The organism is Gluconacetobacter liquefaciens (genome assembly GCF_003350405.1).
Taxonomy (GTDB): Bacteria; Pseudomonadota; Alphaproteobacteria; order Acetobacterales; family Acetobacteraceae; genus Gluconacetobacter; species Gluconacetobacter liquefaciens.
The window spans coordinates 543,267-558,864 of sequence record NZ_QQAW01000001.1; the positions used below are offsets into that span (position 1 = coordinate 543,267).

General features: G+C 67.5%; 12 protein-coding genes and 1 tRNA gene. 6 read left to right on the forward strand and 7 right to left on the reverse strand.

The genetic code is table 11. The annotated features are described in order from the left end of the window. The first annotated feature begins 165 nt into the window (after positions 1-165). Complete coding sequence (locus C7453_RS02435; RefSeq protein WP_114725648.1) at positions 166-1,086, forward strand: LysR family transcriptional regulator; 921 nt, start codon at positions 166-168, stop codon at positions 1,084-1,086. 78 nt (positions 1,087-1,164) lie between these two features. Here the strand turns inward: C7453_RS02435 and C7453_RS02440 are convergent, their stop codons facing one another. The 3 genes from C7453_RS02440 to C7453_RS02450 form a co-directional block, all read right to left on the reverse strand. Next, a complete protein-coding gene (locus C7453_RS02440; protein WP_114726092.1) occupies positions 1,165-1,509 on the reverse strand; it encodes an acyl-CoA thioesterase in 345 nt (114 codons plus the stop codon). 107 nt (positions 1,510-1,616) lie between these two features. Beyond that, entirely contained in the window at positions 1,617-3,074 is a 1,458-nt protein-coding gene (locus C7453_RS02445) for an AMP nucleosidase (RefSeq protein WP_114725650.1), read from the reverse strand. 54 nt (positions 3,075-3,128) lie between these two features. Continuing rightward, entirely contained in the window at positions 3,129-4,274 is a 1,146-nt protein-coding gene (locus C7453_RS02450) for a TonB family protein (RefSeq protein WP_114725652.1), read from the reverse strand. 211 nt (positions 4,275-4,485) lie between these two features. On the opposite strand from C7453_RS02450, the gene C7453_RS02455 reads away from it, so the two are divergent. Further along, complete coding sequence (locus C7453_RS02455) at positions 4,486-5,139, forward strand: DNA-3-methyladenine glycosylase family protein (protein WP_114725654.1); 654 nt, start codon at positions 4,486-4,488, stop codon at positions 5,137-5,139. Positions 5,140-5,176: 37 nt separating this feature from the next. On the opposite strand, the gene C7453_RS02460 is transcribed toward C7453_RS02455, so the two are convergent. Continuing rightward, positions 5,177-5,968: an alpha/beta fold hydrolase gene (locus C7453_RS02460; protein WP_114725656.1), complete on the reverse strand. Its 792-nt coding sequence runs from the start codon at positions 5,966-5,968 to the stop codon at positions 5,177-5,179. Between the two features lie 96 nt (positions 5,969-6,064). After that, positions 6,065-7,051, reverse strand: coding sequence for an NAD(P)H-quinone oxidoreductase (locus C7453_RS02465; protein ID WP_114725658.1), 987 nt, complete (start codon positions 7,049-7,051; stop codon positions 6,065-6,067). A 177-nt stretch (positions 7,052-7,228) separates the two neighbouring features. Here C7453_RS02465 and C7453_RS02470 point away from each other — a divergent pair, with 177 nt between their 5' ends. Next, positions 7,229-9,079: a chloride channel protein gene (locus C7453_RS02470; RefSeq protein WP_371858483.1), complete on the forward strand. Its 1,851-nt coding sequence runs from the start codon at positions 7,229-7,231 to the stop codon at positions 9,077-9,079. A gap of 133 nt (positions 9,080-9,212) precedes the next feature. Here C7453_RS02470 and glnA read toward each other — a convergent pair whose 3' ends face one another. Together glnA and C7453_RS02480 are read right to left on the reverse strand one after the other, a co-directional pair. After that, positions 9,213-10,673 (reverse strand): type I glutamate--ammonia ligase, encoded by a 1,461-nt coding sequence (gene glnA, locus C7453_RS02475; protein ID WP_114725660.1) that lies wholly within the window; start codon positions 10,671-10,673, stop codon positions 9,213-9,215. Positions 10,674-10,818: 145 nt separating this feature from the next. Next, a complete protein-coding gene (locus C7453_RS02480) occupies positions 10,819-11,157 on the reverse strand; it encodes a P-II family nitrogen regulator (protein WP_114725662.1) in 339 nt (112 codons plus the stop codon). 200 nt (positions 11,158-11,357) lie between these two features. Here C7453_RS02480 and C7453_RS02485 point away from each other — a divergent pair, with 200 nt between their 5' ends. From C7453_RS02485 to C7453_RS02495, 3 genes are all read left to right on the forward strand, one after another. Further along, positions 11,358-12,530, forward strand: coding sequence for an aminotransferase (locus C7453_RS02485; protein WP_114726096.1), 1,173 nt, complete (start codon positions 11,358-11,360; stop codon positions 12,528-12,530). Between the two features lie 93 nt (positions 12,531-12,623). After that, positions 12,624-12,699, forward strand: a tRNA-His gene (locus C7453_RS02490). Between the two features lie 247 nt (positions 12,700-12,946). Beyond that, positions 12,947-15,583 (forward strand): porin family protein, encoded by a 2,637-nt coding sequence (locus C7453_RS02495; protein WP_170143083.1) that lies wholly within the window; start codon positions 12,947-12,949, stop codon positions 15,581-15,583. Positions 15,584-15,598: the final 15 nt, after the last annotated feature.

The following is a 15,598-nucleotide window of genomic DNA, read 5'->3' on the forward strand; positions in this document are numbered from 1 at the left end:
TCCGGGGCTGCCGCACTGCCGCGTTTGTCAGGATGGTCCGAAATCATGCCCGGATCATCATCGAAATCGAAACGCGGAATACCTCCATTCCGATCAGGTCAGGATTCCGCTTTCCGGAAGCGTTTCGGCTAGCCTTTCCCCTGCATGAAAAGATAGGCTGCCCGGATGCGTGGATACGATCTCGACCTGTTGCGCTTCCTTCAGGTGCTGATTGAAGAGCAGAGCGTCTCCATCGCCGCCCGGCGCATGCATGTCAGCGAACCGGCAATGAGCCGCCACCTGGCCAAATTGCGCACCGTGTTCGGTGACCCGATCCTGGTGCCGTCAGGCCGGCACCTGATCGCGTCCGCCTTCGCGCTGGGCATTCGCGACCGGGTACAGGCGGTCGTGCGCGCCGCCGACGGGCTGATCGAAACCCAGGTCCTGGCCGACCTGCGCAACATGGCGCCCAAATTCACCATCCGCGCCAACGATGTCGTCATCGCCCCGATGGCCCTGCCACTGATGCGCGCGCTGCGGCAGGACTGCCCGAACTGCGAACTGGTCTTCGCGCCCGAAGTCGACGACGCCGCCAACCAGGCCCTGCGCGAGGACGCGATCGACCTCTATATCGGCGCGACCGACATGCTGAAGCCGGAAATCCGCCGCCAGACCATTTTCTACAACATCATGAAGGCGCTGGTGCGGAAGGATCACCCGATCTTCGCCGAGGGCATCACGCCCGAAGCTCTGACCCGCTACGACCATATCAGCATCTCGCGCCGTGGCCGCGCCCGTGGCCCGATCGACCGCATCCTGCGCGACCAGTATGGCCTGTCCCGCCGCGTCGTCCTGGTCGTCCCGCATTACAAGGCCATGATCGACAGCATGCGCGACACGGACCTCATCCTGACGCTGCCCGACATGGCCCTGCATCGCGTGCCGCTGGCCGAACGCGGCCTGGCGCTGTTCGACTACCCGTTCCCGCTGCCTCGCGTCGAAGCCTTCCAGGCCTGGCACCCAAGGCGCGACAACGACCCGGTCCACCGCTGGCTGCGCGAAACCATCTTCCGCGTCGCCCGCCAGATCCAGAGCGAACTGGGCTGAAAACCTGTTTGAAAAACCAGCCTGTCGCGTGAAAACGCCGCCAAGATAACGTCGCGGACAGCCGCAGACTGTCCGCTCTCAGCGCGCCACCTCCGGCGGCAAAGGCCGGGGCCGGCGATCGTCATCGATGGCTACGAAGGTAAACACACCTTCGGTCACCTTCACCGTCTCATGCGAATGGCGTGCCCGCCGCCAGGTCTGCACATGGATCGACATCGAGGACCGCCCGGTACGCACGATATCGGTATAAAGGCTCACCTCGTCGCCGATCAGCACCGGCTGATGCAGGATCACCTTGTCGATCGCCACCGTCACGCAGCGGCCCCTTGCCCGCAACGCGGCGGCGGTGCCGGCGGCCAGATCCATCTGAGACATCAGCCAGCCGCCAAAGATATCGCCCGCCGCGTTGGCATCGGCCGGCATGGCCACCACGCGAATGGTCGGCGGCCCGGCCGGCGGTACGGGGGCGGTTTCCGGCTGGTCTGAATCGGTCACGCAATCATCTCCCTGCTTTGGCCGAAGCCATGCACTCAACGAAACGGGGGCTCGTCGAAACCGCGTAGCTTGCGCGAATGCAGGCGGTCCACCCCCTGCGTGCGCAACAGGCGCATCGTTTCGATTCCTACCGTCAGATGCTGGGCCACGCGCTCGCGGTAGAAGGCATTGGCCATCCCCCGCAATTTCAGCTCGCCATGCAGCGGTTTGTCAGACACGCACAGCAAGGTGCCGTACGGCACGCGGAAGCGGAACCCGTTGGCGGCAATGGTGGCGGACTCCATGTCCACCGCGATGGATCGCGACATGTTGATCTGCGTGAACAGTGCCTTCAGCCGCAATTCCCAGTTCCGGTTGTCGGTCGTCATCACCGTGCCGGTGCGCAACCGGGTCTTCAGTTCGGAATCGTGCAGCCCGGTCACCCGCGCCGTCACGTCCTGCAACGCCACCTGCACTTCGGCGATCGGCGGCACCGGCACCCAGGGCGGCAGGTCGTCGTCCAGCACATGGTCGTCGCGCACATAGCCATGCGCCAGCACGTAGTCGCCCAGCCGCTGGGTCCGCCGCAGGCCGGCGCAATGGCCCACCATCAGCCAGCAATGCGGCCGCAGCACCGCCAGATGGTCGGTAATCGTCTTCGCGTTGGCCGGTCCCACGCCGATATTCACCAGCGTGATCCCGTCGCCATCCGGTCGGCACAGATGATAGGCCGGCATCTGCGGCAGCGATCCGCTCAAAGGCGGCCGGGCGGCATCCCCCCGCCGATGGATCTGGTCGCCGGGCTCCACGAAGCGGTCATATTCGCCGCCCAGATCCACCTGCGCGCGCCCATAGTCGCGAAAGGCATCCACATACCGCTGATAGTTGGTCAGCAGGATGAAGCGCTGCACATGCCGTGGTGCGGTGCCGGTATAATGATGCAGCCGCGCCAACGAATAATCGGTACGTTCGGCGGTGAACAGCGACAGCGGACGCGCTTCGTCCGGGTGCGGGATCAGCGCGCAATTGGCGATGCTGTCGTCGGTGGCGTGCAGGTCCGGCAGCGCGTAATGACGCTGCAACAGGCGCAGGTCATCTTCCGTGATGGCGGTCACGGCCTCTTCCATCACATAAGGCAGCGGGATCGGCCGGCGCGACCGCCCCACCAGCACCGGCTGGCGGTAATGATGCAGCAGGATGCCGATCTGCTCGCGCCAGTAATCGCGAAACAGTTCCGGGTGAGTCAGGGTGGTGCCGTAGAATCCCGGCTCCAGCACCACGTCGAAGGGCGGCCTCGTCTCCTCGGCCAGCGGCGCCCGGCTGACGGCGAAGGCGAGGTAGGGATAGGTCGGCACAACCGGTTCGGCGGGCTGTCGCCGGCCGAAGGCGGCGCGCAAGGCATGCACGGCGGTTTCGTAAAGGTCGGCAATGCGCCGCACCGCTGCTTCCGCATCGTCGAAGGCTTCGAAATCCGTCCCCACACGGTCGCGGATCGCGGCGAAATCATCGTTCATGCGCCATTCCTTCCGCTGCAAGCGCCCTCCTTTCCAGCGCCCTCTGGCCGGGGGTCAGCGCCGGATCAGGATATAGTTGATCGTCACGTCGATATCGAAATGGTCGCCCGTCATGTCCGGCGGTACCGGCGGCAGTTCGGCCCCATGGAACATGCCGGTGGTCGCGGCATCCAGATAGTACGATCCCGACTGGCCCGTCAGCCGCACCCCGCGCACGCGCCCGCTGCGGTCCAGCACCACATGCACTGTCGAAGCTCCGTCGTCGCCGGCACGGGCCGCTTCCTCGGGATAATACATGTGGGTGCGGATCCAGCGGTCGATTTCCTCGCCATAATCCTCGCTGACGCCCCGCACCTGCGTCTGGCTCGAATAGGGCGCGTTCAACTGCCCGTTGCGTACCACCGGCCCCACCGACAGGTCGATCGGCCCGCCGGAGCCACCCGCGCGGCCGCGCCGCTGGCGCACCGGCCCCGGCGACGGGGCGAAGGACAGGTCCATCGGGTGGTCGAAGGGCGAAGGCGCATGGCTGGGCGTGCGCTGCCGGTTCGGCTGCGTGTGGCGCGGCGTGGGGTGCGCCGTCGGGTGGGTCGCCTGGCCGGGGCTCTGCATCGCCGGGTTGGGGGGCTCGGCAGAAGGCTGGTCGGGCAGGGTCTGGTCCGACGGCGTGCGCGGCAGCGGCGGGGCCGCCGGCGTCTGCGGCGATGGCACGCTGGGCGAGGGCGAGGAATCGCTGGGCTGCGGCTCGTCGGGCTGCGGCGTGGTCGGCGTCGGCTTGGCGTGCGACCCGCTGCCCCCCGCCTGGTCGGGCGAATTGCGCCCTTGCAGGCCGCTGGAGGCCGGCGGGGTGAACATCATCTCCACGGTCGGCGCCTCGGGTGCGGACGACCCCCCGGCATGATGGCGCGCCGCCTGGAGTATGATCGCCAGCAGCACCAGATGCAGCGCGGCGGAAATCGCGAGCACGGTCGCAACGCCCGGTTCCGCTACCGTATCCGGCCGGATCATCGGCGCGCCGGACTGTTTCAGCGGCTGGTAGTCGGCAGGGCGGGCAACAGGCTCGGGGCGCAGGCCCTCGCGCCCGTGGGGGCGCTCCGGCGGTTCCGGCGGGCGTGCCGAACGCGCCCGAACATCCGCGCGCGGGATCAGGACGGGCTCCTCGGCCTGGCGATGGCGGGAGGAAGGACTGAGTGTCACCGTCATGAAGTGCCGGGAGTCTCCGCGTGGTCGCCTGCGGCGCGTGGTCTTTCGGGACCCTAGCCGTTGGCGGTCCCGTTGTCATGATATCTTGCCGTCATGATATCGTATCATGATGTCACCGTCGGCCCGGCGTTACCACGTCGAACGCGGAACCGGGCCGAAAATCCGCACCCCATTGCCGCTCACCCGCCGTTCCGCCAGGCTCTCACCCATCATGTCCTCCGCCATCGCCCTCTCCGACCACGCCCTTCGTGCCCATCTTTCCGCCGCCGACCCCGATCTGGCGGCGCTTGTGGCCCGGGTGGGGCCATGCGGCCTGCGGGTGGACGCCGACCGCGCGCCCTACGAGGCGCTGGTCAATGCCATCGCCCACCAGCAACTCCACGGCCGGGCGGCACTCGCCATCCTGGGCCGGCTGGTCGCGCTGGCCGGCGGCGCCTTTCCGACGCCCGAGGCGCTGCTGGCCCTGCCGGAAGCCGACCTGCGCGCCTGCGGCCTGTCCGGCACCAAGATCCGCGCGATCCGGGGCGTCGCCCAGGCCCGGCTCGACGGCGTGATCCCTTCGCGGCACGACGCCGAGTCGATGACCGACGAAGACCTGATCGCCCGGCTGACCACCCTGCGCGGCGTCGGGCGCTGGACGGTGGAAATGCTGCTGATCTTCTCGCTGGGCCGCACCGACATCCTGCCGGTCGACGATTTCGGGGTCCGCGAGGGCTGGCGGGTGATCAAGCGGCTGGACACCCAGCCCCGGGCCGCCGAACTGGCCGCGATCGCCCGCGACTGGAGCCCCTGGCGCTCCGCCGCCGCCTGGTATCTCTGGCGCGCGGCCGAGGCGGCGAAGGCCAGGCAATATGTCGCACCCTGATCGACGATGCGCGTCGGCGTGCCTGTCCGGTCCGCTCTCAATAACGGTTCGTGAAATCTTCCACGAGGGCCGCAAAGCGGGTGGGGTTTTCCACATGCAGCCAGTGGCCGGCATGCTCGATCAGTTCCAGATGATAGTTGGGGAACAGCCGGCGCATCACCGTATAATGTTCCCGCCGGATATAGGGTGAATTTCCACCGGCCAGGAACAGGGTCGGGCCAGGATAGGTGTAACCCTCGGGAATATAAGGCCAGCTCTCGATATTGGTCATCGAGTCCACGATCTCCTTCAGCCCGATGACCCATCCGGGATTCTCGCCCAGCCGGATGTTCTGCAGCATCAGCGCCCGCACGTCTGCATTGGGGATCTCGGGCAGCAGCAGGGCATCGGCCTCGGCGCGGTTCAGGTAGTGCGGAAACCGCACCCGCAGCATCTGCTCGCCCAGCGAGAACTGCCCGTGCCCGGTGCGGGCGGGCGGAATGTCGGCCACCACCAGGCTGTGCACCATGCCCGGCCGGGTCAGCGCCAGCGTCATCGCCACCTTGCCGCCCATCGAATGGCCCACCAGCGTCGCGGGCAACGCCGCATGGCGGGCCAGCGTGTCCAGCAGGTCGCCGGCCATGGTGTTGTAGTCCATCGGCCCATGCGGGCTGTCGCCATGGTTGCGCAGGTCGATCGCCAGCGTCCGCCGGGTCCGCGCCAGTCGCCTCTGGAAAAAGCCCAGATTGCGGGCGCGGCCGAACAGGCCATGCAGCAGCACGATGGGCGGACGCGCGGAATGGGCGTCCGACCGATCGTCAGGTCCGCGCTCGATGACGTTCAGCAGCACGATGGCATGATCCTTTCCCTGGGGCGGCGCGGAAAACCGTAACGGCCGGCGCAGGACTCCCCGCCGGGTCCGAGTGGTCCGGCCAGTGTTATAACATTAACGCAGATCAAGCACGATCTTGCCCGAATGGCTGCCCGACTCCATCAGCTTATGGGCTTCCACCACCTCGGCAAGCGGGAAGGTGGCATGGATCAGCGGCGCGATCGTCCCATCGGAGAGCTTCGGCCACAGCGTCCCGCGGAGCCCCTTGGCCACGCGGGCCTTATAGGCCCCGTCGCGCGGCCGCAGCGTGGTGCCGGCCACCGTCAGGTGCCGCGTCAGGATGCGCCCCACACCCACCTCCTGCGCCTTGGCCCCGCCTTGCAGCGCGATGATCACCAGCCGCCCGCCCGGCGCCAGGCAACGCAGGTTGCGGTCCAGATAAGGGCCGCCGACCACGTCCAGCACCACGTCCACGCCTCGCCGCCCGGTCAGGGCGTCGATCCGCGCGACGAAATCTTCCTCCCGGTAGTCGATCGCGGCCTCCGCGCCCAGTTCCCGGCACAGCGCCGCCTTGTCGGCCGAGCCCACGGTCACGTAAGGCACGGCCCCCAGCGCCCGCACGGTCTGGATCGCCGCCGTGCCGATGCCGCCGGCCCCGCCATGGATCAGCACGGTCTCCCCGGCTGCGACATGCGCGGTCATCACCAGGTTCGACCAGACGGTAAAGAACGTCTCGGGCAGGGCGGCGGCGCGGATGGCGTCGAACCCGTCCGGCCAGGGCAGGCACTGCCCGGCCGGCACCGCGCAATACTCGGCATAGCCCCCGCCATTCGCCAGCGCGCAGACCGGCGTGCCGATCGCCGGCCAGTCCGGTGCGTCCGGCCCCTTGCCCACCACCTCGCCGGCAATTTCCAGCCCCAGCAGCGGGCTGGCCCCCGGCGGCGGCGGATACAGCCCCTTGCGCTGCATCAGATCGGGCCGGTTCACACCCGCCGCCTGCACCCGCACCAGCACCTCGCCCGGCCCGGGCACGGGCAGGGGCAGGTCGGTCAGGACCATCGACTCGGGCGCACCGGGCTCGCGCACGATCACGGCACGCATGGCAGAAGGCAGGGCAGGGGACACGGGCATTTCTCCGCGATCGGGGGCCGCAAGCGACGGTGCGGCATGGTAAGACCGAATTCCGGTTGATCCGACAGGCACATCACTTCAAATAGTCGCTACGGGCGACCCGGTGCCGCACATCATCCGCCGGCCGCCGCGCGAAAGTGACCTGCCGTGCCGTCCTCCACTCTCGGCCTGCTGAACCATCTGCGCCGCCATCGCGGCGCATTCCTGCCCCCGGACGGGGCAGTGGGCAGCGTGCGCGACGACCGGGTCGCCTACGTTCCACGCCTGCTGCGCGCCCTGGTCCGGGCGGACGAATTATGGCTGGTGGTGCTCGCCGCCTGCGTCGGCGCTGGCGCCGGCGTCCTGGTCAGCGTCATGAACCACGCCACCCTGCTGGCCCACCGGATTCTGTTCGCCGCTCCCGGCGAGGGCCGCATTTCCGGGCTGGCCGCCATCATCCCCCTGCGCGCGGTCCTGGTGCCCACATTGGGCGGCCTGGGCCTTGGCCTGCTCGGGATCTTCATCGCCCGCTGGGCGCCGGGCCGCCCCGTCGACCCCATCGAGGCCAACGCCCTGCATGGCGGCCGCATGTCGATGCGCGACAGCGCGATCGTCGCCCTCCAGACGGTCCTTTCCAACGCCGTCGGCGCCTCGGTGGGGCTGGAGGCCGGTTTCACCCAGATCGGCGCCGCCACCGGCTCGCGCCTGGGCCGCATGTTCCGCGTCCGGCGTGAGGACCTGCGCCTGCTGGTCGGCTGCGGCGCGGCCGGGGCCATCGGCGCGGCGTTCGACGCGCCGCTGGCCGGGTCGTTCTATGCGTTCGAACTGGTCATCGGCACCTACTCGCTGGCCAACCTGGCCCCGGTCGCGGCGGCTTCGATCTGCGCCATCGGCGTTACCCGCCTGCTGCACAGCGCGGCCCCCGGCGTCACCGTGGTCCTCCCCGCCGAGTTGCGGATGGACGATTACCTGCCCATCGCCACCCTGGGCATCGTCGCCGCCCTGCTGGGCGTCGGGCTGATGTATTGCGTTACGCTGGCCGAGGCCCTGTTCCGCCGCTCAGGCCTACCCGCCTGGATGCGCCCCGCCGTGGGCGGGCTGGTGGTCGGCCTGCTGGCGCTGGTCTCGCCCACGGTCATGTCCTCCGGCCACTGGGCGATGCGCGTCGCGCTGGAGCATGATTACCCCACCGGCTGGCTGCTGGCCCTGCTGGCCATGAAGGCGCTGGCTTCCTCGGTCTCCATCGGCGCCGGCTTCCGGGGAGGCCTGTTCTTCGCCTCGCTCTATCTGGGCGTCCTCACCGGCGCGGCCTTCGGCGGCGGGCTCGCCCTGATCTCCGCCAACCCCCTCTCGGCCGAACTCTGCGCCCTGGTCGGCATGAGCGCCATGGCCGTGGCGGTGGTCGGTGCCCCGATGACCATGGTCTTCCTCGCACTGGAAATGACGGGCAGCCTGCCCCTGACCGCCGCCGTTCTGGTCGCCTCGGTCATCGCCAGCCTCACCGTCCGCCGCACGTTCGGCTATTCCTTCGCCACCTGGCGCTTCCACCTGCGCGGGGAATCGATCCGCTCGGCCGTCGATATCGGCTGGATACGCACCCTGACGGTCGGCAGGATGATGCGTCAGGATGCCAAAACCCTGTGCCAGGATACGACGGTCAAGGCCGCGCGGTGCGTCTTCCCGCTGGGGTCGGCGCAACGCATCGTGCTGGTCGACCAGGCCGGCCGCTATGTCGGGCTGGTGCTGGTGCCCGATTTATATGTGGACACCGCGCTGCCCGACGAAACCCTCTCCCGCTTCGCCCAGTATCGCGATCAGATGCTGGTGCCGCAGATGAACCTGCGCGACGCCATCGCCCGCTTCGAACAGGCCGAAAGCGACGCGCTGGTGGTGGTCGACAGCGTGGAAGGCCGGCAGGTGCGCGGCATGCTGACCGAACAGCACGCCCTGCGCCGCTACAGCGAGGAACTGGACCGCTCCCGCAGGGAACTGGCAGGGGAAAAAGGCCCGCGCGCGTAGCGGTCAGATGCGTCAGAACCTGCAAGCAAAAAACGCCTGAACAAATCAGAAGTTTTTGGTTCTTTTTTCCAAAAAAGAACGCCGGACCCTCACGGACCCGGCGCTCCTGGCCATCAATCCCGCAAAGCAGGAATCAGACGGAGTAGTACATCTCGAACTCGACCGGATGCGGCGTGTGTTCGAACTTGTAGACTTCCTGCCACTTCAGTTCGATGTAGCTCTCGATCTGGTCCTTGGTGAACACGCCACCGGCCAGCAGGAACTCGTGATCGGCGGCCAGCGCGCCCAGCGCTTCGCGCAGCGATCCGCAGACGGTCGGGATCTGCTTCAGTTCCTCGGGCGGCAGGTCGTACAGATCCTTGTCCATGGCGTCGCCGGGGTGGATCTTGTTCTTGATGCCGTCCAGGCCGGCCATCAGCATGGCGGCAAAGGCCAGGTAGGGGTTGGCGGTCGGGTCGGGGAACCGCACCTCGACGCGCTTCGCCTTGGGGCTGGTCGCGTAGGGGATACGACACGAAGCCGAACGGTTGGCGGCCGAGTAGGCCAGCAGCACCGGCGCCTCGAAGCCCGGAATCAGGCGCTTGTAGGAGTTGGTCGAGGGGTTGGTGAAGGCGTTCAGCGCCTTGGCGTGCTTGATGATGCCGCCGATGTAATACAGCGCCTGGTCCGACAGGTCGGCATAGCCGTTGCCGGCGAAGACGGGCTTGCCGCCCTTCCAGATCGACTGATGCACATGCATGCCCGAGCCGTTGTCGCCATAGATCGGCTTCGGCATGAAGGTCGCGGTCTTGCCGTAGGAATGCGCGACGTTGTGCACGCAGTATTTGTAGATCTGCATGAAGTCGGCGGATTCGACCAGCGTGCTGAACTTCGTGCCCAGTTCATGCTGCGACTGCGCGACCTCGTGGTGGTGCTTCTCGATCGGCAGGCCCATCTCGCCCATCGTGGTCAGCATCTCGGCGCGCAGGTCGCTCTCGCTGTCCACCGGCGGCACGGGGAAGTAGCCGCCCTTCAGGCCGGGGCGATGGCCCATGTTGCCTTCCGGATAATCCTTCAGCGACGCGCCGGGGCCTTCGATGCTGTCCAGCTGATAGATGCCGAAATTCGGGCCGGTGCCGAACTTGACGTTGTCGAAGATGAAGAACTCGGCTTCCGGGCCGAAGAAGGCGGTATCGCCCAGGCCGGTGGACTTCAGATAGGCTTCGGCCAGCTTGGCGGTCGAGCGCGGGTCGCGGTTATAGAAGCGGCCGGTCGAGGGCTCGATGATGTCGCAGATCAGGATCAGCTGCGGCTTGGCCGAGAACGGGTCCATCACGGCGGTGGTGGGGTCCGGCAGCAGGACCATGTCGCTCTCGTTGATGGCTTTCCAGCCGCCGATCGACGAGCCGTCGAACATGAAGCCGTCGCGGAACGTGTCCTGTTCGATGGTCGAGACATGCTGGCAGGTATGGTGCCACTTGCCGCGCGGGTCGGTGAAGCGCAGGTCCACCAGTTCCACGGAATGTTCCTGGATCAGGCTGAAGACCTTGGCGATAGCCTCAGCGGAAGGGGACGGAAGGGTGGTCGGAGCTGAACTCTGGGCTTTCTTCGCCATCGATATACCTGCCTTGAACTGAAGGTGCCGTATGACACGGCGGTGGAACGGTTACGAAACTAGCGCCCCGTTGTCGATAGGATGACTGGGGCTCCGCCATGCTCGGCAGTCCCGTGCGGGGCGGAAAAAGGGTATGGGTCAGGGGTCAGATGGCCTCATGGCCCCTTTCCCCGGTGCGGATGCGGATCACATCCTCCACCGGCATGATGAAGATCTTGCCGTCGCCGATGCGCCCGGTGCGCGCGGCCGCCACGATCGTTTCGACCGCGCGATCGACCATGTCGTCGGCGCAGACGATCTCAAGCTTCACCTTGGGCAGGAAATCCACGATGTATTCGGCGCCGCGATACAGCTCGGTATGGCCCTTCTGGCGACCGAACCCCTTGGCCTCGGTCACCGTAATGCCCATCAGGCCGATTTCGTGCAGCGCGTCCTTCACTTCGTCCAGCTTGAACGGCTTGATGATGGCCTCGATCTTCTTCATGCCCACGTCGCCACATCCTGGGGCGGTGCCGGGGGCCGGGACCGCGCTGTGCCTGGGCCGACCGGCCCGGCCGGCCGCCCGCGATACCGTGGCACGGGTCGCGCCCGCAGGCAATCGGAGCGGATTGCAAAATGCCGGGATTTTCCGCACATCTGCATGCGCGCGGCCGCAAGGGTGCCCGCAGCCGGGAAAGAGCGATCATGAAACCGTTGAACAGCCTGCTGTCGGGCCTGCCGACGACCATCTTCACCGTAATGTCCGCCCTGGCCGTGCGTCACGATGCGATCAATCTCGGCCAGGGCTTCCCCGACACCGAAGGCCCGGCAGACCTGATCGAGGCCGCCGCCGCCGCCCTGCGCGACGGCCGCAACCAGTATCCGCCCCTCACCGGCGTGCCCGAACTGCGCGAGGCCGTCGCCCGTTCGAACGCCCGGTTCTACGATCTGGCCATCGACCCGGCGCGCGAGGTCATCGTCACCTCCGGCGCCACCGAGGCCCTGGCCGCCTCGCTGATGGCGCTGCTCGATCCGGGCGACGAAGTCGTGGTGCTGGAACCGCTCTACGACACCTACGTGCCCATGATCCGCGCCCTGGGCGCGATTCCCCGCCCGGTCCGGCTCACCCCGCCCCACTGGTCGCTCCCCCGTGCGGAGCTCGAGGCCGCTTTCGGCCCCCGCACCAAGGCCATCCTGCTCAATTCGCCGATGAACCCGACGGGCAAGGTCTTCACCCAGGACGAACTGGCCGTGATCGCCGACCTGGTCGCCCGTCACGATGTCTACGCCATCTGCGACGAGGTATACGAACACCTCACCTTCGGCGCGCGCCACATCCCGCTGATGACGCTGCCGGGCATGCGCGAACGCTGCCTGCGCATCGGCAGCGCGGGCAAGAGCTTCTCGCTGACCGGGTGGAAGGTCGGCTACATCACGGCCCCGGCCACCCTCGCGGGCTGCGTGGCCAAGGCGCACCAGTTGCTCACCTTCACCACTGCGCCCAACCTGCAACGCGCGGTGGCGATGGGGCTGGACAAGGAAACGGATTATTTCGCCACCCTGGCGTCCGACATGCGGGCAAAGCGCGACCTGCTGTCCGACGGCCTGCGCGGCGTGGGGTTCGACGTCCTGCCCTGCGACGGCAGCTATTTCGTGGTGGCCGACATCCGTCCCACCGGCTTTGCGGGCGACGACGTGGCTTTCTGCCGCGCCATGACCGAACGCTGCCGCGTCACGGCGATTCCGGTCTCGGCCTTCTACAGCACCGAAGACGCACCGGGCCATCTGGTACGATTCGCCTTCTGCAAGCGCGAAGAGGTCCTGACCGAGGCCGTGGCCCGTCTGCGCGCCGGACTGCCCGATCTGTTCGGCGCATAGCGCAGGCGGGGGCAGGGCAGGCGTTTTTTTGCCCTCATGTGGCATGGGCGATTGACGGGCGGGAATCAGTTCTCTACATCACAGCCCGCTGTGGCGGACGTAGCTCAGCTGGTAGAGCGCCGGTTTGTGGTACCGGTGGTCGCGGGTTCGAGCCCCGTCGTTCGCCCCAGCGGTTCAGATCAATCTGAAAAACCCTGATGACACATCAGCATCATGGGTTCCTGTTCAGGCGGCCCCAAGGGCCGCCGGCCGCACATCTCGCACACAGATCATAAAATAACGCTCCGGTCCCGCAGGAGCATCGTCACGCGCGTGGCGCCCGCTTTCGCGCAATGCCGCGATTCGGTATGACAGGGCCAAATGCGGCCGCCCGTCCGCCGCTCGACAGCCCCATGCCGGAAGGAATGGCATTTCAGGTGCGACGCCGCACAAAGCCTTCGCCGTACGGCTTCGTTCCTTTGTGGATCATGGCCGCAGCCTGGGCGGGTACCGTCGCCACCCGGCAGGCGATCGCCCAGACCAGCGGTAACCCGGCGGTCGCCCCCCTGACCGTATCCTCCCCAACCCCGGCGGATCACGCCGCCGAGGCCATCACCGTCACGGGCAGACGCAGTGCGGGCGCAGTGCTGGGCGACGACAAGCCGATCACCCGGATCGGTCCGGAGGAAGTGCGCGCCTACGGGGTGGACACAGTGTCCGACCTGCTTACCGCCATCTCGCCCGAAACGCGCTCGGGGCGCGGAACCGGCACCAATCCCCCGGTCGTCCTGCTCAACGGGCAGCGTATATCCGGCAATCAGGAACTCCAGGACCTGCCGTTCGAAGCCGTCGCGCGCGTCGATATCTTCACCGAGGAAGAGGCCCTGCGCTACGGCTATTCGGCGGACCAGCGCGTGGTGAACATCGTCACCGTCCGCCGTTTTCATTCGGGGCGCATCAATCTCGCGGCCGGCCAGTCCACCGATGGCGGCGCGCAGACCATCGCTCCCTCCCTCAGCTTCACGCATCTGAACGGCGACCGGCGCATCAATCTCAGCGCCCGCTACAGCGCGAACGCCTGGCTGCGGGACAGCGCGCGCGGCGTCGTGCCGCCAAGGGCCGGCGGACTGTACGACAATGTGGGCAATCTCGTCGCGGCAGATGGCGGCAGCCTCGATCCGGGGCTCGATGCGCTTGCAGGCAGGCCGGTCACCGTCGCGGGCGTCCCCACGCTGGCCGAAGGGGAAAGCCCGGCCCTGGCCGACTTCCTGCCCTACGCCGACACGCCCCGCTCCAGCACCGATTCATCGGCCTATACGCTCCAGCCCCGCAAACATGTCGGCACGCTCAACGGCGTTCTGGCCGACCGCCTGTTCGACGAGGTCTCCGCCGCGCTGAACCTGACCTACACCCATCAGGATCAGGAGAGCCTGCAAGGTCCGGCGCGCGGCATCCTCGACCTGCCTGCCGACAATCCGTTCTCGCCGTTCGCAACCGACACCCGGCTGTACCGGGACTTCACCGAGGTCTCGCCCCTGCATCAGCGCGCCCGCACCGATTCCGGCCATGCGGGGCTGAATGCCAACGGCAGGTTCGGCACATGGAAATGGAACGCCAACGCCAGCTACGATCACGGCGTGACCGTCACCCGCACCGAAACCGGCCTCGATCTCTCCACGGTGCAGGGCCTGCTCGACGCGGGCGATGACGGCCTCGACCCCTATGTCCGCTTCCCAGGCCGGTATCTGGGGGTGCGTACGCGCAACAGCGGCCGGTCGGTCAGCAGTACGGGCAGGGTCAGCTTCCTTCTGTCCGGCACGGTGACCCACCTTCCGGCGGGCGATCTCTTCGGCAGCGTCGGCCTGACAGGCACCCTCGCCGCCCAGAACGCCACGTCACGTATCGGCGGCAAGACCGAACGCGGCGACATCCAGCGCGATGTCGGCAATCTCCACCTCAATGGCGACATCCCGATATTCGGCGAGGATTTCCTGCCGGCTGCGGGCAAGCTGGGCGCCAACGTCAATGGCTCCGTCAGCCGCGTCTCGCGTTTCGGCACGCTGGGCGCGGTCGGTGGTGGCCTGACATGGTCGCCCGTCGACTGGGTGCAGTTTCCGTTTTCCTACACCACGCGGCGCGACGCCCCCACGGCCGCGCAACTCGTCTCGCCCACCATCCAGACGCCCAACGTCACGACCTACGATTACGTCCGGGGCCAGTCCGTCCAGGTCACGACGCTCACCGGCGGCAATCCGGACCTGACGGCGACGCGGCGTCGGGAACTCAGCCTCGGCGCCATCGTCAACCCGCCTTTCCTGAGCGACGCGCGCCTGCACGTAAACTACGTCCGCGCCCGCACCGACAACGGCGTCCAGTCCCTGCCCACAGCGACCGCCGCCATCGAAAACGCCTTCCCCGACCTGTATCGCCGCGATCAGGCCGGCATGCTGGAGATCGTCGATCTGCGACCGGTCAACGTGTCGCGCGAGACGCGCAACGAATGGAACGCCACCTTCGTCTATTCGCGCCCGTTTTCATCGGGCGCGAACAGCCGGAAGGGCGGCAGGCACGAGGGCAAGACCGACGGCAAGAATGACGGCGGCCGGATCTATCTGATCGCAACCCAGGTCTGGCGTCTGAAGGACGATATCCTGCTGCGGCCCGGCCTGCCCGCGCTCGACCTTCTCAACGGCGGCACGATCGGCGCTTCGGGCGGGCAGCCGCGCCACGAGGCCACGATCCAGGCGGGCCTCTACGATCAGGGCTTCGGCGTCCGCCTGGTGGGGAAATGGCAATCCGGCACATCGGCCATCGCCTCCAGTGCCGCCAACAGCCTGTTCTTCAGCGACCTCAAAACCCTGAACGCGACGGTCTTCGTCGATCTCGGGCGCACCCCCAGGGGCAGCGGCATGCCATGGGCGCACAATCTGCGCCTTTCGCTGGCGATGGTGAACCTGTTCAACACCCGCATCCGCGTCCGCAACGGCACGGGTGCGACCCCGGCCGGCTACGCACCCGCCTTCATGGACCCGCTGGGGCGCACGATCACGCTGACCTTGCGCAAGGCCCTGTAGGCGGGCTCCGCACGG